This is a genomic window from Roseateles chitinivorans (assembly GCF_050632145.1).
Taxonomy (GTDB): Bacteria; Pseudomonadota; Gammaproteobacteria; order Burkholderiales; family Burkholderiaceae_C; genus Roseateles; species Roseateles chitinivorans_B.
Map to the genome: position 1 here is coordinate 1,483,957 of NZ_CP192577.1, position 24,174 is coordinate 1,508,130.

General features: G+C 67.4%; 24 protein-coding genes and 2 pseudogenes. 19 read left to right on the forward strand and 7 right to left on the reverse strand.

The features are described 5' to 3' along the window. Positions 1-4 precede the first annotated feature (4 nt). Together ACQ86G_RS06860 and ACQ86G_RS06865 are read left to right on the forward strand one after the other, a co-directional pair. Positions 5-493: a GFA family protein gene (locus ACQ86G_RS06860; RefSeq protein ID WP_431259892.1), complete on the forward strand. Its 489-nt coding sequence runs from the start codon at positions 5-7 to the stop codon at positions 491-493. A 200-nt stretch (positions 494-693) separates the two neighbouring features. Then, positions 694-990, forward strand: a pseudogene (locus ACQ86G_RS06865) (thioredoxin family protein); the annotation flags it as partial. A 1,303-nt stretch (positions 991-2,293) separates the two neighbouring features. On the opposite strand, the gene gstA reads toward ACQ86G_RS06865, so the two are convergent. Beyond that, complete coding sequence (gene gstA, locus ACQ86G_RS06870; RefSeq protein ID WP_431259893.1) at positions 2,294-2,908, reverse strand: glutathione transferase GstA; 615 nt, start codon at positions 2,906-2,908, stop codon at positions 2,294-2,296. A 73-nt stretch (positions 2,909-2,981) separates the two neighbouring features. Here gstA and ACQ86G_RS06875 point away from each other — a divergent pair, with 73 nt between their 5' ends. From ACQ86G_RS06875 to ACQ86G_RS06895, 5 genes and pseudogenes are all read left to right on the forward strand, one after another. Further along, a complete protein-coding gene (locus tag ACQ86G_RS06875; RefSeq protein ID WP_431259894.1) occupies positions 2,982-3,461 on the forward strand; it encodes a MaoC family dehydratase in 480 nt (159 codons plus the stop codon). A gap of 129 nt (positions 3,462-3,590) precedes the next feature. After that, positions 3,591-4,955 (forward strand): annotated as a pseudogene (locus ACQ86G_RS06880) (alpha/beta hydrolase); the annotation flags it as partial. A gap of 136 nt (positions 4,956-5,091) precedes the next feature. Next, positions 5,092-5,766: an ATP-binding cassette domain-containing protein gene (locus ACQ86G_RS06885; RefSeq protein WP_431259895.1), complete on the forward strand. Its 675-nt coding sequence runs from the start codon at positions 5,092-5,094 to the stop codon at positions 5,764-5,766. Further along, the gene (locus tag ACQ86G_RS06890) at positions 5,727-5,900 is read left to right on the forward strand and encodes a hypothetical protein (RefSeq protein WP_431261557.1); all 174 of its coding nucleotides are present in this window, start codon (positions 5,727-5,729) and stop codon (positions 5,898-5,900) included. Before ACQ86G_RS06885 ends, ACQ86G_RS06890 begins: the two co-directional genes overlap by 40 nt. After that, positions 5,897-7,075, forward strand: coding sequence for an ABC transporter permease (locus tag ACQ86G_RS06895; protein WP_431259896.1), 1,179 nt, complete (start codon positions 5,897-5,899; stop codon positions 7,073-7,075). The genes ACQ86G_RS06890 and ACQ86G_RS06895 overlap by 4 nt, the downstream gene beginning before the upstream one ends. A 34-nt stretch (positions 7,076-7,109) precedes the next feature. Here ACQ86G_RS06895 and ACQ86G_RS06900 read toward each other — a convergent pair whose 3' ends face one another. Then, the gene (locus tag ACQ86G_RS06900) at positions 7,110-7,355 is read right to left on the reverse strand and encodes a hypothetical protein (RefSeq protein ID WP_067280137.1); all 246 of its coding nucleotides are present in this window, start codon (positions 7,353-7,355) and stop codon (positions 7,110-7,112) included. Between the two features lie 358 nt (positions 7,356-7,713). On the opposite strand from ACQ86G_RS06900, the gene ACQ86G_RS06905 reads away from it, so the two are divergent. The 5 genes from ACQ86G_RS06905 (at position 7,714) to ACQ86G_RS06925 (ending at position 12,195) form a co-directional block, all read left to right on the forward strand. Continuing rightward, a complete protein-coding gene (locus tag ACQ86G_RS06905; RefSeq protein WP_431259897.1) occupies positions 7,714-8,427 on the forward strand; it encodes a helix-turn-helix transcriptional regulator in 714 nt (237 codons plus the stop codon). Between the two features lie 125 nt (positions 8,428-8,552). Further along, positions 8,553-8,738 carry a hypothetical protein gene (locus ACQ86G_RS06910; protein WP_431259898.1) on the forward strand — a complete coding sequence of 62 codons (186 nt, stop codon included), beginning with the start codon at positions 8,553-8,555 and terminating at the stop codon, positions 8,736-8,738. A 50-nt stretch (positions 8,739-8,788) separates the two neighbouring features. Continuing rightward, positions 8,789-9,592, forward strand: a complete 804-nt coding sequence (locus ACQ86G_RS06915) for a biotin/lipoyl-binding protein (RefSeq protein ID WP_431259899.1) — start codon at positions 8,789-8,791, stop codon at positions 9,590-9,592. Continuing rightward, the gene (locus ACQ86G_RS06920) at positions 9,589-10,035 is read left to right on the forward strand and encodes an HlyD family efflux transporter periplasmic adaptor subunit (protein WP_431259900.1); all 447 of its coding nucleotides are present in this window, start codon (positions 9,589-9,591) and stop codon (positions 10,033-10,035) included. Before ACQ86G_RS06915 ends, ACQ86G_RS06920 begins: the two co-directional genes overlap by 4 nt. A 135-nt stretch (positions 10,036-10,170) precedes the next feature. Continuing rightward, positions 10,171-12,195: a peptidase domain-containing ABC transporter gene (locus ACQ86G_RS06925; protein ID WP_431259901.1), complete on the forward strand. Its 2,025-nt coding sequence runs from the start codon at positions 10,171-10,173 to the stop codon at positions 12,193-12,195. Positions 12,196-12,225: 30 nt separating this feature from the next. Here the strand turns inward: ACQ86G_RS06925 and ACQ86G_RS06930 are convergent, their stop codons facing one another. From ACQ86G_RS06930 to ACQ86G_RS06940, 3 genes are all read right to left on the reverse strand, one after another. Further along, positions 12,226-13,227, reverse strand: a complete 1,002-nt coding sequence (locus ACQ86G_RS06930; protein ID WP_431259902.1) for a Bug family tripartite tricarboxylate transporter substrate binding protein — start codon at positions 13,225-13,227, stop codon at positions 12,226-12,228. A 129-nt stretch (positions 13,228-13,356) separates the two neighbouring features. Then, positions 13,357-13,944: a DUF4124 domain-containing protein gene (locus ACQ86G_RS06935; RefSeq protein WP_431259903.1), complete on the reverse strand. Its 588-nt coding sequence runs from the start codon at positions 13,942-13,944 to the stop codon at positions 13,357-13,359. A gap of 84 nt (positions 13,945-14,028) precedes the next feature. Then, a complete protein-coding gene (locus ACQ86G_RS06940) occupies positions 14,029-14,286 on the reverse strand; it encodes a YkgJ family cysteine cluster protein (protein ID WP_431259904.1) in 258 nt (85 codons plus the stop codon). 210 nt (positions 14,287-14,496) lie between these two features. On the opposite strand from ACQ86G_RS06940, the gene mnmG reads away from it, so the two are divergent. The 4 genes from mnmG to ACQ86G_RS06960 are packed head-to-tail and all read left to right on the forward strand — an operon-like array spanning position 14,497 to position 18,752. Beyond that, complete coding sequence (gene mnmG / locus ACQ86G_RS06945; RefSeq protein WP_431261352.1) at positions 14,497-16,461, forward strand: tRNA uridine-5-carboxymethylaminomethyl(34) synthesis enzyme MnmG; 1,965 nt, start codon at positions 14,497-14,499, stop codon at positions 16,459-16,461. A gap of 22 nt (positions 16,462-16,483) precedes the next feature. Next, a complete protein-coding gene (gene rsmG, locus ACQ86G_RS06950) occupies positions 16,484-17,152 on the forward strand; it encodes a 16S rRNA (guanine(527)-N(7))-methyltransferase RsmG (RefSeq protein ID WP_431259905.1) in 669 nt (222 codons plus the stop codon). A 37-nt stretch (positions 17,153-17,189) separates the two neighbouring features. Then, complete coding sequence (locus ACQ86G_RS06955; protein ID WP_431259906.1) at positions 17,190-17,963, forward strand: ParA family protein; 774 nt, start codon at positions 17,190-17,192, stop codon at positions 17,961-17,963. A 3-nt stretch (positions 17,964-17,966) separates the two neighbouring features. After that, complete coding sequence (locus ACQ86G_RS06960; RefSeq protein ID WP_431259907.1) at positions 17,967-18,752, forward strand: GNAT family N-acetyltransferase; 786 nt, start codon at positions 17,967-17,969, stop codon at positions 18,750-18,752. Positions 18,753-18,754: 2 nt separating this feature from the next. Here ACQ86G_RS06960 and ACQ86G_RS06965 read toward each other — a convergent pair whose 3' ends face one another. Next, on the reverse strand, positions 18,755-19,201 hold the full coding sequence (locus ACQ86G_RS06965; RefSeq protein WP_431259908.1) for a GNAT family N-acetyltransferase: 447 nt from the start codon (positions 19,199-19,201) through the stop codon (positions 18,755-18,757). Next, positions 19,201-20,166, reverse strand: coding sequence for an N-acetyl-gamma-glutamyl-phosphate reductase (argC, locus tag ACQ86G_RS06970; protein ID WP_431259909.1), 966 nt, complete (start codon positions 20,164-20,166; stop codon positions 19,201-19,203). The genes ACQ86G_RS06965 and argC overlap by 1 nt, the downstream gene beginning before the upstream one ends. Before the next feature lie 68 nt (positions 20,167-20,234). On the opposite strand from argC, the gene ACQ86G_RS06975 reads away from it, so the two are divergent. From ACQ86G_RS06975 to ACQ86G_RS06985, 3 genes are all read left to right on the forward strand, one after another. Continuing rightward, a complete protein-coding gene (locus ACQ86G_RS06975; RefSeq protein WP_431259910.1) occupies positions 20,235-20,825 on the forward strand; it encodes an RBBP9/YdeN family alpha/beta hydrolase in 591 nt (196 codons plus the stop codon). Positions 20,826-20,904: 79 nt separating this feature from the next. Beyond that, entirely contained in the window at positions 20,905-21,813 is a 909-nt protein-coding gene (locus ACQ86G_RS06980; protein WP_431259911.1) for a ParB/RepB/Spo0J family partition protein, read from the forward strand. Between the two features lie 422 nt (positions 21,814-22,235). Next, positions 22,236-24,158 carry a PrkA family serine protein kinase gene (locus tag ACQ86G_RS06985; protein ID WP_431259912.1) on the forward strand — a complete coding sequence of 641 codons (1,923 nt, stop codon included), beginning with the start codon at positions 22,236-22,238 and terminating at the stop codon, positions 24,156-24,158. Positions 24,159-24,174: the final 16 nt, after the last annotated feature.

Here is a 24,174-nt window from a genome sequence, read left to right on the forward strand (position 1 = left end):
CACCATGACCGACACGCAGGACAGGTTTGAAGGCGGCTGCGACTGCCGCCAGATCCGCTATCGCATGACCAGCCGACCGATGGTCGTCCACTGCTGCCATTGCCGATGGTGTCAGCGCGCCAGCGGCGCGGCCTTCGCGCTCAACGCGATGATCGAAGCCGACCGCGTCGAACTGCTGGCCGGCGAGCCGGTGCCGTTCATGAACCCGAGCGCCAGCGGCAAGGGCCAGAAGATCTGGCGCTGCCCCAGCTGCGCGATCGCCGTCTGGAGCAACTATGCGGGCGGCGGTGACGCGGTGCGCTTCGTGCGTGTCGGCACGCTCGACGAGCCCGATCGCCTGCCGCCGGACATCCATATCTTCACCGCCTCCAAGCAGCCGTGGGTCCAGCTGCCGGCCGATGCGGTCGTGATGCCCGAGTACTACGACGTGCGCCAGCACTGGTCGCCGGAGAGCCTGGCGCGCGGCGCCCTCCTGCGCGCCAAGAAAGGTTAGAAGCGTCCCGCATATCGGGGCCGGCGGCGCGGCGCCACAATGCCGGCTTGTCCCGACATCGACCGGCTCACGAGGCCGCGCTCACCGCCATGACTTTCCACACCTCGATGGCCCGTCGCCTCCGCTCGGCCGCCCGCCTGACCGCCCTCGCCGCGGCGCTGTCCACGATCGGCGCGCTGCCGGCGCTGACGCCCGCCGCCATGGCCGCCAGCGCCGCGGCCTCGGTGTCGTGGCAGGAAGCCTCCGGCGATGCCGACATCGAGCGCGCCTTCACCCAGGCCCGCGGCGAGAAGAAGCCGGTGCTGCTGTACTGGGGTGCCAAGTGGTGCCCGCCCTGCAACCAGCTCAAGGCGACGCTGTTCAACCGCGCCGACTTCATCGAGCAGTCGCGCGCCTTCGTGGCGGTCCACATCGACGGCGACAACCCGGGCGCCCAGCGCCTGGGCGCGCGCTTCAAGGTGCGCGGCTACCCGACCATGATCCTGTTCAGCAACGACGGCCAGGAACTCACCCGGCTGCCTGGCGAGGTCGACGCGCCGCAGGTACTGCGCGTGCTGCAGCTGGGTCTCGCCGGCGGACGTCCGGTGAAGACCGTGCTCGCGGATGCGCAAGCCGGCAAGAAGATCTCCGCCAACGAATGGAAGCTGCTGGGCTTCTATTCCTGGGAGACGGACGAACAGCAACTGGTGCCCGCCGCGCAGCGTCCGGCACTGCTCGCCAAGCTCGCCGCCGCGAGCCAGGGTGTCGACGACGAGACCACGACCCGCCTGTGGCTGAAGGCGCTGGCCGCCACCGAGGGCGGCGGCGCGCTGAAGGCGGACGCCGCGCTGCGCGCCCGCGTGGATCAGGTGCTGGCCGACGCGGCCACCGCCCGCGCGCAGATGGACGTGCTGAGCAACAACGGTGATGACATCGTGCGCGCGCTCGCCCCTGCGGCCGGCGCGGATCGCCAGGCGCTGATCGCGAAGTTCGACGTGGCGCTGAAGCGCTTCGAGGCCGATGCCACGTTGTCGCGCGCCGACCGCCTGCAGTCGCTGCTGGCGCGCGTCGAACTGGCGCGCCTGGACCAGAAGAAGGACGAACTGGCACCGAAGCTGCCCGCGCCGCTGCTGGCCGAGGTCAAGGCGCACGCCGCCAAGGTCGACAAGGAGGTCACCGACGGCTACGAGCGCCAGGCGGTGATCACGTCGGCCGCCTACCTGCTCGGACGCGCCGGCCTGTGGAGCGACAGTGACGCGCTGCTGAAGGCCAGCATCGCCAAGAGCCACAGCCCGTATTACCTGATGAGCTCGCTGGGCAGCAACGCCCGCAAGCAGGGCAAGAAGGACGAGGCGCTGCGCTGGTACGAAGAGGCCTTCAACAAGAGCGAAGGGCCCGCCACGCGCCTGCAATGGGGCTCGAACTACCTGAGCGCGCTGGTCGAACTGGCGCCGCAGGATTCGGCCCGCATCGAGAAGGCCGCGGCGCAGCTGCTGGCGGAAGCGGAGAAGGACAAGGGCGCCTTCTACGAACGCAGCGCGCGTTCGCTGCAGAAGGTCGGCAGCCAGCTGGTCGCGTGGAACGCAGGGGGCAGCATGAGGCCGCCCTCGGTCGTCTGCGGACCCAGCTGGACGGCGTCTGCGCCAAGCAGGAAAGCGGCGACAAGGGCGCCTGCGAAGCGCTGCTCAAGAAGAAGGGCTGAGGTCGGGAGACCTCGCACGAAAGCCTCGGGACTGCAACGGCCGCTGGCCCTTTCCCCGCCCTTTCCCCGCCTTCTCCCGCAATCGGGAGAGGGCGCAGGACAGGGCCGGCGCTACGTCGTCAGGCCTGCTTCAGCAGGCCTTCGGCCTTCATCGCTTCCTGGACCGCCGGACGTGCCGCGATGCGGCCTCGGTAGGCGACCAGATCCGGGTAGCCGGACAGATCGACACCGACGTGCTGGCCCCAGTTCGACACGGTGAACAGGTAGGCGTCGGCGACCGAGAACTGGTCGCCCATCAGGAACTGCTTGCCGGCCAGCTGCGCGTCGACCCACTTGAAGCGTTCGTGCAGCTTGGTGCGGAAGACACCCTTGGCGTCGTCGGAGATCGCCGGGTTGAACAGCGGGCTGAAGGTCTTGTGCAGCTCCGTGGTGATGAAGTTCAGCCACTCCTGCAGGCGGTAGCGTTCCATCGTGCCGTTGGCCGGCGCGAGCTGCTTGCCAGGCGCCTGGTCGGCGATGTACTGGATGATCGCCGGGCCTTCGCTCAGGCGCTGGCCGTCGTCGAGTTCCAGCAGCGGCACATAACCCTTCGGATTGATGCCGTAGTAGTCGGTACCATCCTGCAGCTTGTGGGTCTTGGTGCTGGCCAGCACCGGCTCGAAGGTTAGGCCGGCCTCGCGCAGCACGATGTGGGGCGACAGCGAGCAGGCGCCGGGGCTGTAGTAGAGCTTCATGGGGGTCTCCTTCAGGGGCATCGATCGTACTCGTACAGTCGGCCGGTCGACATCCCCTCCAAGGGCCCTCTCCATGAGCACTGCATCCCCTGCCAAGACCTATGCGTTCGAGGACTTCACCGTCGGCCAGGTGCGCGAGTTCGGCTCGCGCCGGGTCGACCGCGAGGAAGGCCTCGCCTTCGCGGCCGCCTACGACCCGCAGCCGCTGCACCTCGACGAGGCCGCCGCCGATGCCTCGGTGCTGGGCGGCTTGTCGATCAGCGGCTGGCAGACCTGCGCGCTGGTCATGCGCATGATGTGCGACGCCTACCTGCTGGACTCCACCAGCCAGGGATCGCCCGGCATCGACAACCTGCGCTGGCTCAAGCCGGTGCGTCCCGGTGACACGCTGCGCGTGCGCATGACCGTGCAGGAGACCAAGGCCAGCCGCAGCCGCCCGACGATCGGCCTGGTGCGGTCGAGCTGGGAAGTCTTCAACCAGAAGGACGAGCAGGTCATGAGCATGGAGGGATGGGGGATGTTCGGACGCAGGGAAAGCAGATCGGAAAGCTGACCGAAGGCACCCTGCCGCGCGCCTCCCGCTCGCCATAATCGCCGGGCACCAAGGAGGAGCGAGTTGATGACGATGCGTCCCGGGGCAAGCCCTGTCCCCCGAGCCCGGCCGTTCCGCGTCCGCGCGCTGATGGCATTGGCCGTCGTGCCGGCGCTTGCGGCCGCGGCGGCGACCTTGACGGCCGGCGATGCGCGGGCCGAAGCCGCTGTCCCGGCACTGAAACCCTGTCGCGTCGAAGGCGTGCCCACCGAGGTGCTGTGCGGCAGCCTCCAGCGACCGCTCGATCCGGCCAGGCCCGAGGGGGTCCGCATCGATGTGCATTACGTCGTCGTGCCTGCGCTGGCGCGCAACAAGCTGCCGGATCCGGTGCTGCTGCTCGCCGGCGGTCCTGGTCAGAGCGCCATCGCGCTGACGGCCACCGTGATGCCGCGACTGTCCCGGCTGAACTACCGCCGCGACCTCGTGTTCATCGACCAGCGCGGCACGGGGCGCTCGGCACCGCTCGCCTGCCCGGACAACAGCACCCGCAGCCTGGATGAGCTGTTGAAGCCCGGCGCCAGGGTCCGCCTGCTGGAACAGTGCCGCGACGCGCTCAAGCAGCTGCCCCATGGCGACCTGCGTTTCTTCACGACGACGATCGCGATGCAGGACATGGATGCGGTGCGCGTCGCGCTGGGGGCGGAGCGCTGGAATCTGGTCGGCGCGTCCTACGGCACGCGTGCGGCGCTGGAGTACCAGCGCCAATTCCCCGATCGCGTGCGCCGCACCGTCATCGACGGCGTCGCGCCGCCGGACATGGTGCTGCCGGTGACGTTTTCGCAGGACTCGCAGCGCGCACTGGACGCCGTGTTCGTCGCCTGTGCGGCCGATCCGGCCTGCGCCGCGCGGTTCCCCGGCCTCCAGTCCGAGTGGCAGGCGCTGCTCAAGAGCCTGCCCCGGAAGGTCTCCTTCACGCAGCCGCTGACCGGCCGGCCGGAGGAGGCCACGCTGACGCGCGAGGGCCTGCTCGGCCTGGTCCGGCCGCCGCTGTATGCACCCAGCGTTGCCGCCGCGCTGCCGGCGGCGCTGCACGAGGCGTCCCTGGGACGTTTCGATGCTCTCGCCGGGCTGGCCGGACAGCTGGGAGGCGGATCCCGTTCGATGCGGATCTTCGAAGGCATGCATTTCTCCGTCATCTGCGCCGAGGACGCGCCGCGCATCGCGGCATCGACCGAGACGCCGGGATCCGACTTCGGCACGCTCGACCGTGACCTCTACGCCCGCGTCTGCGGCGCCTGGCCGCGCGGCGAGGTGCCGCCGGCCTTCTACACGATCCCGCCCGCGACATCGCCCGTGCTGCTCACCAGCGGCGGCAGCGATCCCGCCACGCCGGAGCGCCATGGGCAACGCGTCAAGGTGGCACTGGGGGATCAGGCCCGCCACGTCGTGGTCGCCGCCGCCGGCCACGGCGTCGCGCTGACGCTGCCCTGCATGCGCGACGTGCTGTTCCGCTTCATCGACGCACCGCGCGACGCCGACGCCCTTCAGGTGGATGCGAGCTGCGCCAAGGGCGTGCCGCGTCCGCCCGCGTTCCTGCCCCCTCGCCGGCCGCCATCGCAGCCGCCGCCTCCGCCGCCCGGGAGTCCGATCGATGATCCGCCTGCATGCGCTCCACAAGACCTTCCAGACGCGCGGCGGCAGCTCGCTGGGCTCGCTGTTCGGCAAGAAGGGCCAGGCCCGCACGGTCGTCGCGGTCCAGCATCTGAACCTCGACGCGCCCAACGGCCGCATCACCGGACTGCTCGGCCCCAACGGCGCGGGGAAGACCACCTCGCTGCGGATGCTCGCGGGACTCTTCCCGCCCGACCAGGGCAGCATCGAAGTCGACGGCCTCGACGTCCTGAAGCAGCCGCGCGCGGCGTTGGCCCGGATGGGCATCCTCGGCGACGCGCACGGGCTGTACCCGCGGCTCACGGCGCGCGAGAACATCGTCTACTTCGCGCGTCTTCAGGACATGCCGATGGATCAGGCCCAGGCGCGCGCCGAGGCGCTGGCGGAACTGCTGGACCTGCGCGCGATCCTCGACCGCCGCGCCGAAGGCTTCAGCCAGGGCGAGCGGATGAAGACCGCGCTGGCCCGCGCGCTGGTCCACGATCCGGCCAACATCGTGCTGGACGAGCCCACGAACGGGCTGGACGTCGTCGCCACGCGCGCGCTGCGCGAGGTGCTCCGTCACCTGCGGTCCCCCGAGGGGGCGGCAAGTGCATCGTCTTCTCGAGCCACATCATGCAGGAGGTGGAACAGCTCTGCGACCAGGTCGTCGTGATGTCCCATGGCCGATCGGTCGCCACCGGCACCGTCGACGGCCTGCTCGCGCAGACCGGTCGCCAGCGTTTCGAGGACGCCTTCGTCGACCTCGCCTTCCCTGAAGCCGCGCCCACGCGCCTGGAGTCCGCATGAACGGCCCCTTCTTCAAAGCCTTCCGGACGGTGTTCGCCAAGGAGGTCCTGGATGCCCTCCGGGATCGCCGCACGCTGCTGCGCCTGCTGATCCCGTCGGTGCTGATGGGCCCGCTGATGCTGACGCTGATGTCGGGCCTGGCGGCTTCGCTGCAGGAGCGCGCGGAGCAGCGTGAAGTGCTCGTCGCGGGCATCGAGCACGCGCCGACGCTGCGCAACTACATCGAACGCCAGACCTACACGATCAAGCTCGCACCCGTCGACTACGAGGCCAAGCTGCGTGACGCCAAGCTCAGCGATCCGGTGCTCGTGGTTCCTGCGGATTTCGAGACGCTGCTGGCCGGCGGCGAGCCGGCGACGGTGGAGATCGTCAGCGACAGCGCCAACCAGCGCGCCGAGGCCGGCGTCGGCGCGCTCGGCCGGCTGCTGCAGGGTTTCGGCAGCGAACGTGCCACGCTGACCCTGGCCATGCGGGGCATCGGCGCGCAGCAGCTGCGCCCGATCGACGTCCAGGAACGCGACCTTGCCAGCATGCAGGCACGCTCCACGCGGCTCACGCAGATGCTGCCCATGTTCATCATGATGGCGGTGCTCTATGGCGCGTTGACCGCGGCGCTCGACAGCACCGCGGGCGAGCGCGAACGCGGTTCGCTCGAGCCGCTGCTCGTCAACCCCGCGCCGCATGCCGCCATCGTCGCGGGCAAGTGGGCAGCCGTGCTGATGGCGGGGCTGCTGGTGGCGGTGCTTTCCAACCTCAGCTTCCTGCCCGGCCAATGGTTGATGCGCAGCGACGCGCTCGCGGCGATGTTCCAGTTCGGCTGGGGCGAGGCCTTGCGTTTCCTGCTGCTTCAGATCCCGCTCGGCGCGGGGCTGTCGGCGGTGCTGATGGCGCTGGCGATCCGCACCAAGACCTTCAAGGAGGCCCAGGCCAGCACGACGCTCGTGATCACGGCCATCGCGCTGACGCCGATGGTGGCGATCGTCAATCCGGGAGGGGAAGCGTCCTGGCACCTGTGGGTGCCCGGGCTCGGTCAGAACCAGCTCATGATGCAGGTGCTCAAGGGCGAGCCGCTGACCTTCGCGAAGGTGATGCCGACGGTGATCGTGGGGGCCTTGCTCACGATCGGCGGACTGGCCCTGGTGGCCCGCTCGATGCGCGCGGCGGTGGCGCGATGAGCGGGCGATGATGCGCGGACGATACCGGGCGCGCTCAATGGCGCGTCGCGAGCGCCAGCTGGACCTGCTCCTGCCACGGCAGCATGTGCACGATGCCGTTGAGCTGGATCGCCGATTCGATCGGCGCGAGGACTTCGCCCTCGCCGTTCAGGAACTGCATGTTGGTCACGAGGGCCATCGGATCGACCATCGAGACCACCCCGTAAGGCATGCGCACCCAGTCCCACGCCACGCCGGCGGCACCGAACTCGGATTCGCCGCTCCACAGGGTTTGCCCCATGGCCGGGTGATCCTCGTCTCCCGTCACCAACACGCGCGTGCTCAAATGCGCGAACTGTAAGCGGGGCAAACGCTGGACATCACACAATATTCGTGGCCACGCGTACACAATCCAAGCTGGTGTCATTGTCAGAATTGTTTGGTTTGGCTATTGCGGATCGGCGGTTGCTGCTTCTCCCCTTGACCAGAAGTGTGGTCACGAAGCGGTCGACTCGCCAGCTGTAAACCCTGTCAGGGGCGTGAATGCGTCACGTGACCTATGCGGCCCATGCGGGCGCGTGGCGGATCACAGACAGGCGATCAGGTCCGCCATGGCGACCGAAGAGGCCCACTAGGCCGGCCACGGGCCGGAGCGATCAATGCTGCAAGGCGGTTATCAATCAGTCCTGGAAGCGCGCTCACGCGAAGAGTTCCGCAGTGAGGTGATTCGCTTCGCGCATAAGCTGGACTTCCAGACGGTCTCGGCCATCACGGTCGTCGACCACACGCTGGCCGAGACCGAGTTCATCACCATCGACAACTGCCCCGATGGCTACGCCGAGGTGATGCATGCGCCGGAGTTCGGGCGCCGCGATCCGGTCATGCAGCACTGCAAGCGCAACAGCATGCCGATCGTCTGGGATCGTCAGACCTACGCACGTCACGGCGCCAGCGACATCTGGGAATCGCAGGCGCAATTCGGCTACAGCACCGGCATCTGCCTGGCGCTGCACCTGCCCGAGGGACGGCATTTCGTGCTCGGCGTCGACCGCGACCAGCCGCTGCCGAGCGACTCAGGCCAGTTGACGCGCATGGTCGCGGATCTGCAGCTCTTCGCCGTGCACGCGGTGGACACGGCGCTGCGTGTCCTGCTGCCCGAAGAGAAGGTCACCGAATCGCCGCGTCTGACGCCGCGGGAGCTCGAGTGCCTGCACTGGACGATGGAAGGCAAGACCGCCTGGGAAGTCGGCGCGATCCTCAGCATCACCGAACGTACGGCGGTGCTGCACATCAACAACGCGATGCACAAGCTGGCCTGTTCCAACAAGCACCAGGCCGTGCTCAAGGCCCTGCGGCTCGGCCTGATTCGCTGATGCTGCCTTCGGCGCCAGCTTGTAAACACTGTAAGAGCTGACAGTTATGCGGGCGTCCGCGCGCTGCTTCAATCCGTTCCGTGCTCAACACATTCCTGGGCACGTCACCGAATCTGGAGCCTCTCATGCAAGCCCAACTGCAAAACGTCGCCGTCAACACGCAAGTCGAAGAAGGTCTGGTCGAGTTGGACCTGCAGTCCTTGGTGCACGTCGGCGGCGGCGCCCCGAAGGGCACCTGGCTGGTCGGTCAGACGGTTGCCGCCGGCGAGACCGCCGCAGAAGTCGAACCCGCGCCGAAGGGCACTTGGTAAGCACTTCTCGCTCCGCGAACCGTCAGGTTCGCAACAAGGCGTAGCAAATCGTGGTGGCGCTGTTCCGCGCCGAGGCCCAGGCCTCGCAGCAGCAGGCCTGGCTGGGTTCGGTGCAATTGCATCGACCGACCACGTTGAAATGGCTGAGCATCCTGGCACTGGGCGGCGTGATCGCCGTCGGCGCCTTCCTGTTCAGTACCGAATACACCCGCAAGGCCCGCGTCAACGGCCTGCTGGTGCCGGAGCGCGGCGTGATGCGGCTGAGCGTGCCGCAAAGCGCCACGGTCATGGCGCGACCCGTCCAGGACGGGCAGCAGGTGCGCGAGGGAGACGTGCTGTTCGTGTTGTCGCTCGACAGCGGCAACCCGACCGGCGACGGTCTGTCGAGGACCTTGAAGGATCGCGAGCAATCGCTGGGCGCGGCTCAGGCGCAGCAGCGGGAACTCGCGCAGAGCCAGGCGACGTCGCTGAAAGCACGCGTCGCCACGCTCGAATCCACGCTGCGACAGGCTGACGCCGAGTTGCAGCTGCATGCCCAGCGCGAGGCGCTGGCGCTGCAGAGTCTGGGACGTCTCGAGTCGCTGGCGAAAGACCAGTTCGTCTCGAGCGCCCAGGTCCAGACCAAGCGGGAGGAGTTGCTTGGCTTGCAGGCCCAACGGCAGGCACTGGCGCGAGAGCGCGAGAACCTGCAGCGGGAGGCGTTGGGCTTGCAAGCTGAGCTTCAGGCGATCCCCTTGAAGTCCCAGGTCCAGCAGGGGAACTCGCGCGCGACATCGCCGCGCTTCAGGCGCAAGGCGTCGAGAACGAAGCGCGCCGGCGGCTCGTCCTGCGCGCGCCCAGCGACGGCCAGATGAGCACCGTGCTGGCAGAGCCCGGCCAGGTCGTCCAGGCCGGAACGCAACTCGCCGCCCTGCTCCCCGCGCGCACGCCGCTGCAGGCCCACCTGTATGCGCCCTCGAGCGCCGTCGGCTTCCTGCGGCCGCATCAGGCGGTCCTGCTGCGCTACCAGGCTTTTCCATATCAGAAGTTCGGCCAGCAGCAAGGCGAGGTCCTGCAAGTCTCGCGCACGCCACTGCAGGCCGCGGAGCTCGCGCAACTCGGCCTGCCCGCGGCGATGGCGCAAGGCGAGCCGATGTACCGCATCACCGTGCAGTTGCAACGCCAGTCGGTCCAGGCGTACGGGCAGGACCAGACGCTCAGCCCCGGTATGCTGCTCGAAGCCGACGTGCTGCTGGAGCGGCGCCGCCTCATCGAATGGATCTTCGAACCGCTGCTGAGCCTCGCCCGCCGTGTCTGATGCCCCTCTTCCGGCGCCACCGTCGCGCGCGCCACGCCCGACGGCATCCTGTCGCGACTGAACCTCGGCTGGCGACGTCGCCGCCCCGTCATCCTGCAGACCGAGGCCGCGGAGTGCGGCCTGGCGTGCCTCGCGATGGTCGCCGGCGCGCATGGCCAACGCTGGACGCTCGGCGAGTTGCGCGACCGTTTCGCGGTCTCCCTCAAGGGCCTGACGATGGCGGACCTGGTGCGCATGGGCGCCCAGCTCGGTCTCACCGCCCGCGCGCTGCGCGCCGAGCCCCACACGCTGCACAAGCTTCAGACGCCCTGCATCCTGCATTGGGACTTCAACCACTTCGTCGTGCTGGAACGCGTCGACGGCGACCGCGCCGTGGTGCTCGATCCCGCGCATGGCGAGCGCCGGTTGAACCTGGCCGAGGTCTCCAAGCATTTCACCGGGGTGGCGCTCGAGTTGCGTCCGGGCATGGACTTTGCGCGCAAGGCGCCGGCTCCCTCGCCGAAGTGGCGCCAGCTGCTCGGCCGCGTGACGGGGCTGAAGCGCTCGATCGCGCAAGTCCTGGCCCTCGCACTGGGCCTGGAGCTGCTCGGGCTGCTGGCCCCCTTCCTGCTGCAATGGACCGTCGACGGCGTCATCGTCAGCGCCGATCGCGATCTGCTCGTGACCTTGGGCATCGGCTTCGCCCTGCTGGTACTGCTGCAGGTGGGCGTCGGACTGCTCCGCTCCTGGGCGGTGATGATCCTGTCGGCATCGCTGAACCTCCAGTGGCTGTCCAACGTGTTCTCGCACCTGTTGCGACTGCCGCTCGCCTGGTTCGAGAAACGCCATCTCGGCGACATCTGGTCGCGCTTCTCCAGCGTGCAGGAGATCCAGAAGACGCTCACGGGCAGCTTCATCGAGGCCATCCTCGACGGTCTGATGGTGCTCCTGACGCTGGCGATGATGGTGCTTTACAGCGGTCGGCTGACGGCGGTCGCGCTGGCCGCGGTGGCCGGCTATGCGCTGCTGCGCTGGGCCTGCTTCCGCCCGCTGCGCGATGCGCAGGAAGAAGCGCTGACCCATGAGGCGCGCCAGAACACCCACTTCCTCGAATCACTGCGCGGCGCGCAGGCGATCAAGCTCTTCAACGCGCAGGCGGATCGTGGCGCGCGCTTCGCCAACCTCGTCGTCGAGCAGATGAACGCGTCGTTGACCGGCCGCAAGCTCGAGCTCGGCATGACACAGGGCAACAAGCTGCTGTTCGGCCTGGAACGCGTGGTCATCGTCGCGATGGGCGCGATGCTGGTGCTGGACAACGCGCTGTCGGTGGGGATGCTGTTCGCCTTCCTCGCTTACAAGGACCAGTTCAGCCAGCGCGTCGCCGGGCTGATCGACAAGGTGGTCGCGCTGAAGATGCTGCGGCTCCAGGGCGAGCGGCTGGCCGACATCGTGCTGACCGCGCCCGAGGCGGAGTTCGAGGCGCCGGGCCGCGCGGTCCCGCATGACGCGGCGCTGGAGCTCGACGGACTGCGCTTCCGATACGCCGATGGCGAACCGGAGGTCATCGCCGGCTGCTCGCTGCGCATCGAGCCGGGCGAGTCCGTGGCGATCGTCGGACCTTCGGGCTGCGGCAAGACCACGTTGATGAAGCTGATGCTGGGCATCCATGCGCCGCAGCATGGCGAGATCCGCATCGGCGGCGTCGCGCTGGCGCAGCTGGGCGCGAACGCCTGGCGCGATCGCATCGGCACGGTGATGCAGGACGATCAACTCTTCGCCGGCAGCATCGCCGACAACATCAGCTTCTTCGACCTCGATGTCGACCCCGACTGGGTGCGTGAATGCGCGCGGCTCGCCTGCGTGCTGGAAGACATCGAGGCCATGCCGATGCGCCTGCAGACGCTGATCGGCGACATGGGATCGAGCCTGTCCGGTGGTCAGCGCCAGCGCATCCTGCTGGCGCGCGCGCTGTACAAGCGGCCGCAGTTCCTGTTCCTGGACGAGGCCACCAGCGCGCTCGACGTGGAGCGCGAGCGGCTGGTCAACGCCAGCCTGCGCCAGCTGTCGCTGACACGCATCGTCATCGCGCACCGTCCCGAGACGATCGCGGCGGCGCAACGCGTCGTCAGCCTCCAGGGCGGGCGCGTGGTGCAGGACCTGCGGTCCGTCCAGCAGCGCTGAGGAGGCCCTCCCGGGCCCCCGCCGGGCCCATCAATCGGGCTTGATCTTCGCGCGGGTCACGACCTGCTTCCAGCGCTGCTGCTCCTGCGCGATGAACGCGGTGAACTGCGCGGGTGTGTTGCCGATGGCCTCGGCCGCGTCGTGGCTCAGACGCTCCCGGGCCGACGCCGAACGGATCGCCTTCACCGATTCGACCGCCAGCTTGTCGACGTTGGCCTGTGCCAGGTTGGCCGGCGCACAGAGGCCGTACCACTGCGTCATCTCGAAGCCGGGGTAGCCCTGCTCCGCGACCGTCGGCACGTCGGGCAGCTGCGGCAGCCGCTCCTTGGAACCCGTCGCGATGCAACGCAGCTTGCCCGCCTTGATGAACTGCATGATGGCCGGCGCCCCCACCGACGCCGCCTCGAGACGCCCCGCGAGCAGATCCGTCAGCTGGGGACCGGTGCCGCGATAAGGCACGTGCAGGATGAAGAGGTCCGCGACCATCTTCAGGTACTCCATCGCCAGGTGTCCGGCACTGCCGTTGCCCGCCGAGCCATAGCTGAACTTGCCCGGGTTCTTGCGCACGAGGGCGACCCACTCCTTCAGGTTGCGCGCCGGCACGTCAGGGTGGACGACGTAGAGGCTGGGCACCTTCGCCAGCAGCGTGATGGGCTTGAAATCGCGGTTGGGATCGTAGGGCAGCTTGTCGTAGATGTACGGGTTCACCGCGAGCGTGCCGATGTGGCCGAGGATCAGCGTGTGCTGGTCCTCCGCGCGGGCGACCTCGCCCATCGCGATGTTGCCGCCGCCACCGGGCTTGTTGTCGACGTACACGGACTGCCCCAGCGTCTTGCTGAGCTCGGCAGCCGTGGCGCGCGCGACGATCTCGCTGCTGCCGCCCGGTGCGAAGGGCACGACGAAGCGCACGTTGCGCGAGGGCCAGGTCGATTGCGCGATGGCGGGGAGCGACGTGCCGAAGGCGGCCCCCGCGGCGCCGAGCGCGGCGGACTGCAGGAGGAAGCGGCGGCGGTCCTCGTCGGTGGGGATCATGCGGAGTCTCCGATGTGGTCTTCTGGAAACTCCGACTCTACGGCGGGTGCGCTGTCAGCGCCCTTTCAGACGGCCAGGGCGGCTCGATCACCGCACCGGTCGCGCCCATGCCGTGCCGGCCTGAATGACTCAGCTGCGGATGTCCTTGGGGGTCGCGCCGGTGCCTGACCTGCCTCGGGCCTTGGCTCGATCCACCATCTCCATGATCGCGAGTGCATCCCGATCCATCGCCTGGGCCGCATTGAAGCCGCGATCAAAGTAGAGCCGATGCCGTTGACGGAAGTCGGCATCGTTGCTGAGCTCGCGCAACGTCGCCAGGGCCGGCTTGATCTGGTCCTGGGCCTGTCTGGCCCAGCTCTGGCAGGTCTCGACGACGTCATTGCCGCCGAAGGCCAATTGATTGCGGCAGTCCCGGGCCTTGAACGCGAGCGCTTCCAGGTCTCCTGCGGCCCTGGCGGCCTGGACGGCGCGCGGGTCGCCCCTGTCCGGCGTCGGCAACGGCGACGCCGAGTTCGGCCCACTGTCCCCCGCTCGCCCTGACGGACCACGAGAAGCGGGCGGAGCCACCTTGATCTCAAGCGCCTTGGATTCCGCCTCCCGAGGACACGGCGCGTCCTGGAACGAGACGGTGCCATCCTTGTTCGTGCATTTGTTGATTGCCCACGCCCCGTCGATCGGCGCCACGAGCAACGGCAGCCACAGTGCCCACTGCTTCATTCGGAACTCCCTCCCTGTTTGGGGCGAGAGGATACGGCACGGTCAGGGTGGAACGCCTCCCCGTAGAGAGGGATCGACGGCGGATCAAAGGGGGCGCGTCTCTTCTTCCATCCACCCGAGCCAGCGCATCGCCTGCTCGCGCGAATCGCCGCACATGTCCTCGGACGGCGGCAGCGAGCCGCACACGGCGGGCCGCTCCGGTCTGCCGAAGATCTTGCAACGCAGAGCCTCGTCAAGCTGGATGCAACGCACCCCGGCCGGCTTGCCGTCGGGCATGCCGGGGATCGGGCTGCTGATCGACGGGGCGATGCAGCAGGCGGCGCAGGAGGGGCGGCAATCCATGGGACGCGGATTGTCGCCGCTCGTCGGCCGGGGACGCGAACAAGGTCCGGTGGGCATGGCCCTGAGGCAGTGACTTATCCACAGCCCCGCGTAAAATCATGGCCTCCCTCATCTGAATGCCAGCCGGCGCTCCATCGCCAGATTCCGCGCCCTGCGCGCATCGCGATGGCCGCGATCCACCCGATCGCCGAAGCCGCCGGACGCCTTGCCATGCTTTATCCCAAAGAGTTCGACGTGATCGTGGTCGGTGGCGGCCATGCCGGTACCGAGGCCGCGCTGGCCGCCGCCCGCATGGGCGTCAGCACGCTGCTGCTGACCCACAACATCGAGACGCTCGGTCAGATGAGCTGCAATCCGTCCATCGGCGGAATCGGCAAGGGTCATCTGGTCAAGGAGGTCGATGCGCTCGGCGGTGCCATGGCTGCAGCGACCGATGAGGGCGGCATCCAGTTCCGCATCCTCAACGGCTCCAAGGGACCCGCCGTCCGTGCCACCCGTGCACAGGCCGATCGCATCCTCTACAAGGCCGCCATCCGCCAGCGGCTGGAGAACCAGCCCAACCTGATGCTGTTCCAGCAGGCCGTGGACGACCTGATGGTCGAAGGTGACCGCGTCGTCGGCGCCGTCACGCAATCGGGTCTGCGCTTCCGCGCCCGTGCGGTGGTGCTGACCGCGGGGACCTTCCTCGACGGGAAGATCCACATCGGTCTGGAGAACTACGCCGCGGGCCGCGCCGGCGATCCGCCGGCAGTCTCGCTGTCGGGACGACTCAAGGAACTCAAGCTGCCGCAAGGCCGCCTGAAGACCGGCACGCCGCCGAGGCTGGACGGTCGCACCATCGACTTCTCCAAGTGCGCGGAACAACCGGGCGACCTGGATCCGGTGCCTGTGTTCAGTTTCATGGGGAACGCCGCGCAACATCCGCGGCAGCTCCCCTGCTGGATCACCCACACGAACGAGCGCACCCACGAGATCATCCGCTCCGGATTCGACCGCAGCCCGATGTTCACCGGGGTCATCGAGGGCGTCGGCCCGCGCTACTGCCCGTCCATCGAGGACAAGGTCAACCGCTTCGCCGACAAGAACTCGCACCAGATCTTCCTGGAGCCCGAAGGACTGACCACGCACGAGTTCTATCCGAACGGTATCTCCACCTCCCTGCCCTTCGACGTCCAGTTGGCCGCCGTCCAATCGATTCCAGGCTTGGAGAACGCACACATCCTGCGCCCCGGCTACGCGATCGAATACGACTACTTCGATCCGCGTGAGCTGAAGTCCAGCTTCGAGACACGCGCCATCGGCGGCCTGTTCTTCGCGGGCCAGATCAACGGCACGACCGGCTACGAAGAGGCGGCCGCCCAAGGGCTGTTCGCGGGTCTGAATGCCGCCCTCCAGGTGCAGGGCAAGGACGCGTGGCTGCCGAGCCGCGATCAGGCCTACCTGGGCGTGTTGGTCGACGACCTGATCACCAAGGGTGTCACCGAGCCGTATCGCATGTTCACGAGCCGCGCCGAATTCCGCCTGCAGCTCCGTGAAGACAACGCCGACATGCGTCTGACCGAGGCGGGCCGCCAACTGGGGCTGGTCGACGACGCCCGCTGGGAGTCTTTCAACCGCAAACGCGATGCTGTTTCACGTGAAACAGAGAAGCTGAAGTCGACGTGGGTCAACCCGAACATCCTGCCGGCCGCCGATGCGGAACGGCTGGTCGGCAAGGCGCTCGAGCGCGAATACAACCTGATCGACCTCTTGCGTCGCCCCGGCGTCACCTTCGACACCATCTCCGAAGTGGCGTCCATCGCCCGCCCGACGGCTGGCGTGACACGCGCTGCCCTCACGGAGTCGCTGGGCAGCGACCTCGCGGCCGCTGTCATCGAGCAACTGGAAGTCGGCGTCAAATACGCGGGCTACATCAGCAAGCAGCAGGAGGACGTGGCCCGCGCGTCGAACTTCGAGCATCTGAAGCTCCCGGAGGAACTCGACTACGGCCTGGTCACCGCCCTCTCCTTCGAGGCCCGCCAGAAACTCGGCAAACATCGTCCGGAAACGCTGGGGCAGGCATCGCGGATTTCCGGCATCACGCCGGCAACGATCTCCCTGCTACTGATCCACCTGCGCAAGGGTCGCTTCAAGGGCTTCACCGATCACGCCGCCGTCGACTCGACCGCCGCCTGACTTCATCCCATTCCGTTCATCGATGACCGATCCCGACCTCCGCTCCCGTCTTGCCACCGCCGCCGAAACGCTCGGACTCGGCCTCACCGATGAGCAGCTCGACCGGCTGATCGCCTACCTCGGCCTGCTATCGAAGTGGAACAAGGTCTACAACCTGACGGCTGTCCGTGATCCCGAGGCCATGCTGACCCAGCATCTGGTGGACAGCCTGAGCCTGATCCCGCCGCTGCGTCGTCATGCCGCCGGCCAGCCATTGCGACTGATGGATGTCGGCAGTGGCGGCGGCCTGCCCGGTGTGGTCATCGCCATCTGCGATCCGACGACCGACGTCACCTGTGTCGACACCGTCGGCAAGAAGGCGTTCTTCATCGCTCAGGTCGCTGCCGAGATCGGCCTTCCCAACCTGCACGCGGAACACTCACGGGTCGAACAGTTGAAGACGGCGCCCTTCGATGTCATCACATCGCGCGCCTTCGCTTCGCTGGCGGACTTCACCGAATGGACCCGGATGCACTTGAAACCCGATGCCGTGTGGGCGGCGATGAAGGGCCAGCATCCGACCGACGAGATTGCCGAGCTGGCCGAACGCACACCGGATCTGTCCGTGTTCCACGTGGAACAGCTTGAAGTTCCTGGACTCGACGCCCAGCGCTGTCTGCTGTGGATCCGTCCGACCACCGCCATCGGTTAAGCTCCGCCCCTCTCCAGAGCCTGTCCCCCGACCATTCATGGCCAAGATCTTTTGCGTTGCGAACCAAAAAGGTGGCGTCGGCAAGACGACCACCACCGTGAATCTGGCCGCCGGTCTGGCCAAGGTCGGACAACGCGTGCTGGTGGTCGACCTCGACCCTCAAGGCAATGCCACGATGGGCTCCGGCATCGACAAGCGCGCCTTGTCGCTGACCGTCTATGACGTGCTGCTGGAATCGGCCACCATCGCCGAAGCGCGTCAGCGCAGCGAAAAGGCCGGCTACGACGTGCTGGGCGCCAACCGGGAACTGGCCGGCGCCGAAGTGGAGTTGGTCGAACTGGACCGCCGCGAGCAACGCCTGAAGACGGCATTGGCTGCCTCGGCACAGGATTACGACTTCATCCTGATCGACTGCCCGCCCTCGCTGTCCATGCTGACGCTGAACGGCCTGTGCTCCGCGCATGGCGTGGTCGTCCCGATGCAGTGCGAATACTTCGCGCTGGAAGGCCTGACCGACCTGGTCAACACGATCAAGCAGATCCACGCCAACCTGAATCCGGACCTGCAGATCATCGGCCTGCTGCGCGTCATGTTTGATCCGCGCATCACGCTGCAGCAGCAGGTCAGCGAGCAGCTGAAGGCGCACTTCGGCGAGAAGGTCTTCAACACCGTCATCCCCCGCAACGTCCGCTTGGCTGAAGCCCCCAGCTACGGCCTGCCGGGTGTCGTCTTCGACGGCGGATCCAAGGGTGCGCACGCCTTCATCGATTTCGCCAAGGAAATGGTGGCGCGCGTCGGCGCGATGCGCTGAACGATGGCTCCCGAGCTGGACGCCCTCGCCCGCCGCGCGGAACTTGCCGGCCTCAACGCGGCGTCCGCGCCACGTGAAGCGCAGGTCGAGGGGTGGCTGCTCCGCTTGTCGCCAGGCAAGGCCAAGCGCTCACGATGCGTCAATGCGCTGGCGGGAGGTACGCTGCCCCTCGATGATCTCCTCCATCGCTGCCGCCCCAGCTTCGAACAGGCGGGCCTGCCGCTGATTCTCCGGCTCACCCCCTTCAGCCAACCGGCCGATCTCGACGATCAATTGGCCGCCAAAGGCTGGACCCGTTTCGATCCCGCCGACGTGATGGTGCTGCCAACGCTGGATCCCTTCGACGACGCGGGCGGACTGGTGCCACTGACGCCAGCCGCCTACGCCGGACTGATCGGTGCCCTGCGCGGCTCCAGCAGGGAAGAGATCGACGGCCACGCGCGGCGTCTCGAACAGGCCAGCGTCCCGCATCAGGCTTTCAAGATGACGCAGGGCGACGTGCTGCTCGCCTGTGGCCAGATCGCCATCGATGCGGGGCCGGGAGGAACACCCGCCGGCGGCATCGCGGGGCTGTTCGACATCTTCACGCCGGAAGCGCAGCGCGGTCGTGGGCATGGCTTCCGGCTCTGCGCGGCCTTGCTGGCCGAAGCGCGCCGCCAGGGCGCCGTCAGTGCATATCTGCAGGTCGGCGCCGACAACACGGCTGCGCAGCGGCTGTACGCCCGTCTGGGGTTCCTGCAGGCCTATCGCTACCACTACCGCAGCGACGACCCTCGCGCCTGGGCCTGAGCCTAGTCCCGCGCCTGCCAGACCTTCAGCAGCGTATGGCGGGTAAAGCCCGGCACGAAGTCGTGCACATGGCTGATGCAGGCGTAACCCAGATGCTCGTACATCGCCGCGGTCTCGTCCAGCAGCGTCTCGATCAGCGCATCGACGCAACCCCGCTTCAACGCCATTGCTTCAAGCTGACGCAGGCAGTCGCCTCCGAAGCCCTCACCACGATGGTCGGCATCGACCCACAGGTAGCTGACATAGAGGCGTTGGAACTCAGTCCGTCCGGAGGCGCCGGCAATCAGCTCATCGCCGTCGTACAACGCCACGGCGATGTCCTCGGCATCGCTGCCTTGCGCCTGCTGGCGACCGTAGGCGATGACGCCATCTCGGATGGCGTCGAGGTCGTCCTGCGCAACGGCGCCATCCCGGCGCCATTCACGGCTTGCGACCTTTGTCGATGCCATCAGATGTCGTTGACGTCCGGGCCGGTCAGGCCCAGCGACTCGTCCACGCCCAGATGCACGTTCATGCTCTGCACGGCCGCACCGCTGGCGCCCTTGCCCAGGTTGTCCAGGCGGGCCATAACAAGGATCTGCTGTTCGCTGCCGAACACGAACAGGTCGACATTGTTCGTGTCGTTGCAGGCCTGCACGTCGAAGAAACCGACCGCCAGCGTGTCCGCGTCGCGCAACGGTTTCACGTGGATGAATCGCTCGCCTTCGTAGTGCGCGGCCAGCGCGTCGCGAACCTGCTGCGGCGTGGTGCCGGCGCGCAGCTGGCTCAGATGCAGGGGCACGGTGACGGCCAGGCCCTTGTAGAAGTTGGAGACGATGGGCATGAACACCGGCGCGGTCTTCAGTCCCGTGTGAGCCATCATTTCCGGCAGATGCTTGTGGACCAGGCCCAGCGCGTACGGTCGCGGCGCGATCAGCTTCGGATTTCCGCCCGCCTCGTACTCCGCGATCATCGACTTGCCACCACCCGAATAGCCGGTGATCGACGTCGCCGTGACCAGCGCGTCGGCCGGCAGCAGGCCGGCGTCAACCAGCGGGCGCACCGCCAGGATGAAGGCACTGGCGTGGCAGCCGGGGTTGGCGATGCGCTTCGAGTCACGGATCGCGGCGCGCTGGCCCTTGGCCAGTTCCGGCAGGCCGAAGGCCCAGCCCGGCGCCGTGCGATGCGCGGTGCTCGCGTCGATCAGGCAGGTCTTGGGATTGGTGATCATCGCCGCGGCCTCGCGCGAGGCGGCGTCGGGCAGGCACAGGAAGGCGACATCGGCGGCGTTCAGCAAGCGGGCGCGCTCGGCGGCATCCTTGCGCTTGTCGGCGTCGATGCGCAGCACCTCGATGTCGGCGCGCTGCGCCAGATATTCATTGATGCGCAGGCCGGTCGTGCCTTCCTGCCCGTCGACATACACCGCGTACTTCATCGCCGCTCCTGCAAAATCCGCTGCCTCCGGGACCCTCCCGAAGAAAGCGCGAAGCATAAGGCCAACCGATGTCAACACACGCCATTCCGCCGAATGACCTGGACCTCTCCCCGATCACACGGCCCGTCTACCTGCTGCCGGGCTGGCTGGATTCGGACCCCGACCACTGGCAGAGCGAATGGCAGCGCGTCCACGGCGACAGCCGGATCGAACAGAACGACTGGGAGTGGCCGCGACGCGGCGACTGGATGGCCCGTCTCGACGAAGTGCTGCAGCAGGACGGGCGCCTGCACGATCGACCGGCGCTGCTGGTCGCGCACAGCCTCGGCTGCCAGCTCGTGGCGGCGTGGGCAGAGCACTCGACCCACACGCGCCTGGTGGCCGGCGCGCTATTGGTCGCGCCGCCCGACACCGAGCGCGAGGAGATGCCGCCGCAGCTGCACAACTGGCGTCCGATCCGGCGCCCGCGACTGCCCTTCCCCGCCATCGTCGTCGCATCGAACGACGACCCGTTCTGCTCGCTCGATCGCGCCGCCGGCATGGCGGCGGACTGGGGTGCCGAGTTCGTGATGGCTGGCCCCCTGGGTCACCTCAACACCGCGTCCGGTCTCGGCGCCTGGCCCGAGGGTCGCGCCCTGCTGAAACGTCTCGGCGGCTGAACCGGACAAAAGCACCCCGCGGACGGCACGCGACATCGGGCCGACGACCCTCCCCCGGAATCACGGAGAATCGCGCCCCATGGCGACAAAGAAACCCAAGGGCCTGGGCATGGGCCTCGAGGCCCTGCTCGGACCCAAAGTGAGCGACGCACCGGCGGTGCGCGAAGGCGAACCCGGCGTGCTGCCGCTGGCGCAGATGCAGGCCGGCAAGTACCAGCCGCGCACCCGCATGGATGAGGGCTCGCTCTACGAGCTGGCCGAGAGCATCAAGGCGCAGGGGATCATGCAACCGATCCTCGTGCGGCCGATCGCGCCCGACGGCGCGGTCCGCTACGAGATCATCGCGGGCGAACGTCGCTTCCGCGCCGCGAAGCTGGCCGGACTGGCCGAGGTGCCGGTGCTGGTCAAGCCCGTACCCGACGAGGCCGCCGCCGCGATGGCGCTGATCGAGAACATCCAGCGCGAGGACCTCAACGCGCTGGAAGAGGCCCAGGGCCTGAAGCGCCTGGTCGACGAGTTCGGCCTGACGCACGACCAGGCGGCGCAGGCCGTGGGTCGTTCGCGCAGCGCTGCGTCCAACCTGCTGCGCCTGCTGAATCTGGCCGAGCCGGTCCAGAACATGCTCATGGCCGGCGACATCGACATGGGCCATGCGCGCGCGCTGCTGGCGCTGGACGGCGCCCACCAGATCACCAGCGCGACCGAGATCGCCGCGAAGAAGCTCAGCGTGCGCGAGGCCGAGAAGCTGGTCCAACGCCAGCAGGGTGGCGGCCGCCAGGCCCCGTTGCTGCGCGTGAAGGCGAACAAGAGCCGCGACGTGCTCAGACTCGAGGAAGCGCTGTCGGACCTGCTGACGGCGCAGGTCGAGATCCGCGTCAAGAAGAAGACCAAACGCGGCGAGCAGGGCGAGGTGGCGATCAGCTTCGGCTCGCTCGACGAGCTGAACGGCTTGCTGCAAAAACTTCGACCGCCCGGCGCGGAAGAGTGATCCCCGCGGGTCCCCCGCTCAGGGGGCTCGCCGACCAGCCAATCCACAAGAATGGCACGCGGGATGCGTGCTGTCTTCTTCGTACTTCCCACAGGTGCCCCACGTCGGGGGATCGTCAACTTTCGCGCTTCACAGGCGTTGAACATGGGAGTACAACGGGGTCATGTCTTGCTATCGCGCATCGTTGCCGATGGGGGTAGCATGACCCAAAAAGCCGCACCGTCCTTGAGGTTGCCGATCGGCGCACCCCCACGGTGGCGGACTTTGGACCAGCATGGGCTGGCCGTTTGCTGATTGCTTGCTGAGCTCGGAAAGCTCTGATGACGCCTTGAGTCATGGACGTCGCCAGAACTTCCTGGACGATGCGAGGTCCGTTGTCGCACGGACGCGCGTCGCCTCCCAATGAACCACTGGAGGTCAGCATGGATGTGATCAGCCATTTCGCGGCTCGCTACGAACGCAGCAAGGTCGAGGAACTCACCCTGGAGGAGTACCTCGACGAATGCAAGCGCAATCCCCTCGCCTACGCCACCGCCGCCGAGCGCATGCTCAAAGCGATCGGCGAGCCGCAGATGCTGGACACGCGCAACGACTCGCGCCTGTCGCGGATCTTCCAGAACAAGGTCATCAAGATCTATCCCGCCTTCGCCGAGTTCTACGGCATGGAGGATGCGATCGAGCAGGTCGTGTCCTACTTCCGGCACGCGGCGCAGGGACTGGAAGAGAAGAAGCAGATCCTGTATCTGCTGGGCCCGGTCGGCGGCGGCAAGAGCTCGATCGCCGAGCGCCTCAAGCAGCTGATGGAGCACGTGCCCTTCTACGCGCTGAAGGACAGTCCGGTGAATGAAAGCCCGCTCGGGCTGTTCGACGTCGTCGAGGACGGCCCGTTGCTGGAACGCGAGTACGGCATCCCGCGCCGCTACCTCAACCGCATCCTGAGCCCGTGGGCGGTGAAGCGGCTTGACGAGTTCGGCGGCGACATCCGCAAGTTCAAGGTCGTCAAGCGCCTGCCGAGCGTGCTCAAGCAGATCGGCGTGGCCAAGACCGAGCCGGGCGACGAGAACAACCAGGACATCAGCTCGCTGGTCGGCAAGGTCGACATCCGCAAGCTCGAGACCTATGCGCAGGACGATCCCGACGCCTACAGCTACTCCGGCGGCCTGTGCCTGGCCAACCAGGGGCTGCTGGAATTCGTCGAGATGTTCAAGGCGCCGATCAAGGTGCTGCACCCGTTGCTGACGGCGACCCAGGAAGGCAACTTCAAGGGCACCGAGGGCTTCGGCGCGATCCCCTTCGACGGCATCGTGCTGGCACACAGCAACGAGAGCGAGTGGAAGACCTTCCGCAACAACAAGAACAACGAGGCCTTCCTCGACCGCATCTACATCGTCAAGGTGCCCTACTGCCTGCGCGTCAGCGAGGAAGTGAAGATCTACGAGAAGCTGATCCGCGGCTCTTCCTTGGCCGAGGCCAAGTGCGCCCCCGGCACGCTGAAGATGATGGCGCAGTTCGCCGTGCTGACCCGGCTGAAGGATCCGGAGAACTCCAGCGCCTTCAGCAAGATGCAGATCTATGACGGCGACAACCTGAAGGACACCGACCCCAAGGCCAAGTCGCTCCAGGAGTACCGCGACTACGCCGGCGTCGACGAAGGCATGGCCGGCATCTCGACGCGCTTCGCCTACAAGATCCTGTCGAAGGTCTTCAATTTCGATTCGACCGAGGTCGCCGCCAACCCGGTCCACCTGATGTACGTGCTCGAGCAGCAGATCGAGCGCGAGCAGTTCCCGCAGGAGGCCGAGCAGAAGTTCGTCGGCTTCATCAAGGAGGTGCTGGCACCGCGCTACGCCGAGTTCATCGGCAAGGAGATCCAGACCGCCTACCTGGAAAGCTACAGCGAGTACGGCCAGAACATCTTCGACCGCTACGTGACCTACGCGGACTACTGGATCCAGGACCAGGAGTACCGCGACACCGATACCGGCGAGGTCTTCGACCGCTCGTCGCTGAACGCGGAACTCGAGAAGATCGAGAAGCCCGCGGGCATCAGCAATCCGAAGGATTTCCGCAACGAGATCGTCAACTTCGTGCTGCGCGCGCGTGCCAACAACGCGGGCAAGAACCCGCTGTGGACCAGCTACGAGAAGCTGCGCACGGTGATCGAGAAGAAGATGTTCTCCAACACCGAGGAACTGCTGCCGGTCATCAGCTTCAACGCCAAGGCCAGCGCCGACGAGGCGAAGAAGCATGAGAACTTCGTCCAGCGGATGGTCGACAAGGGCTACACGCCGAAGCAGGTCCGGCTGCTCTGCGAGTGGTATCTGCGCGTGAGGAAGTCGAGCTGAACCGAACGAATGCCAC

Excerpts from the sequence above, each read along its gene's own strand:
- ACQ86G_RS06860 (WP_431259892.1), top strand. The coding sequence starts at position 5 with ATGACCGACACGCAGGACAGGTTTGAAGGCGGCTGCGACTGCCGCCAG.
- gstA (WP_431259893.1), bottom strand. The coding sequence starts at position 2,908 with ATGAAGCTCTACTACAGCCCCGGCGCCTGCTCGCTGTCGCCCCACATC.
- ACQ86G_RS06875 (WP_431259894.1), top strand. The coding sequence starts at position 2,982 with ATGAGCACTGCATCCCCTGCCAAGACCTATGCGTTCGAGGACTTCACC.
- ACQ86G_RS06885 (WP_431259895.1), top strand. The coding sequence starts at position 5,092 with ATGATCCGCCTGCATGCGCTCCACAAGACCTTCCAGACGCGCGGCGGC.
- ACQ86G_RS06890 (WP_431261557.1), top strand. The coding sequence starts at position 5,727 with ATGCAGGAGGTGGAACAGCTCTGCGACCAGGTCGTCGTGATGTCCCAT.
- ACQ86G_RS06895 (WP_431259896.1), top strand. The coding sequence starts at position 5,897 with ATGAACGGCCCCTTCTTCAAAGCCTTCCGGACGGTGTTCGCCAAGGAG.
- ACQ86G_RS06900 (WP_067280137.1), bottom strand. The coding sequence starts at position 7,355 with ATGGGGCAAACCCTGTGGAGCGGCGAATCCGAGTTCGGTGCCGCCGGC.
- ACQ86G_RS06905 (WP_431259897.1), top strand. The coding sequence starts at position 7,714 with ATGCTGCAAGGCGGTTATCAATCAGTCCTGGAAGCGCGCTCACGCGAA.
- ACQ86G_RS06910 (WP_431259898.1), top strand. The coding sequence starts at position 8,553 with ATGCAAGCCCAACTGCAAAACGTCGCCGTCAACACGCAAGTCGAAGAA.
- ACQ86G_RS06920 (WP_431259900.1), top strand. The coding sequence starts at position 9,589 with ATGAGCACCGTGCTGGCAGAGCCCGGCCAGGTCGTCCAGGCCGGAACG.
- ACQ86G_RS06925 (WP_431259901.1), top strand. The coding sequence starts at position 10,171 with ATGGTCGCCGGCGCGCATGGCCAACGCTGGACGCTCGGCGAGTTGCGC.
- ACQ86G_RS06930 (WP_431259902.1), bottom strand. The coding sequence starts at position 13,227 with ATGATCCCCACCGACGAGGACCGCCGCCGCTTCCTCCTGCAGTCCGCC.
- ACQ86G_RS06935 (WP_431259903.1), bottom strand. The coding sequence starts at position 13,944 with ATGAAGCAGTGGGCACTGTGGCTGCCGTTGCTCGTGGCGCCGATCGAC.
- ACQ86G_RS06940 (WP_431259904.1), bottom strand. The coding sequence starts at position 14,286 with ATGGATTGCCGCCCCTCCTGCGCCGCCTGCTGCATCGCCCCGTCGATC.
- mnmG (WP_431261352.1), top strand. The coding sequence starts at position 14,497 with ATGCTTTATCCCAAAGAGTTCGACGTGATCGTGGTCGGTGGCGGCCAT.
- rsmG (WP_431259905.1), top strand. The coding sequence starts at position 16,484 with ATGACCGATCCCGACCTCCGCTCCCGTCTTGCCACCGCCGCCGAAACG.
- ACQ86G_RS06955 (WP_431259906.1), top strand. The coding sequence starts at position 17,190 with ATGGCCAAGATCTTTTGCGTTGCGAACCAAAAAGGTGGCGTCGGCAAG.
- ACQ86G_RS06960 (WP_431259907.1), top strand. The coding sequence starts at position 17,967 with ATGGCTCCCGAGCTGGACGCCCTCGCCCGCCGCGCGGAACTTGCCGGC.
- ACQ86G_RS06965 (WP_431259908.1), bottom strand. The coding sequence starts at position 19,201 with ATGGCATCGACAAAGGTCGCAAGCCGTGAATGGCGCCGGGATGGCGCC.
- argC (WP_431259909.1), bottom strand. The coding sequence starts at position 20,166 with ATGAAGTACGCGGTGTATGTCGACGGGCAGGAAGGCACGACCGGCCTG.
- ACQ86G_RS06975 (WP_431259910.1), top strand. The coding sequence starts at position 20,235 with ATGTCAACACACGCCATTCCGCCGAATGACCTGGACCTCTCCCCGATC.
- ACQ86G_RS06980 (WP_431259911.1), top strand. The coding sequence starts at position 20,905 with ATGGCGACAAAGAAACCCAAGGGCCTGGGCATGGGCCTCGAGGCCCTG.
- ACQ86G_RS06985 (WP_431259912.1), top strand. The coding sequence starts at position 22,236 with ATGGATGTGATCAGCCATTTCGCGGCTCGCTACGAACGCAGCAAGGTC.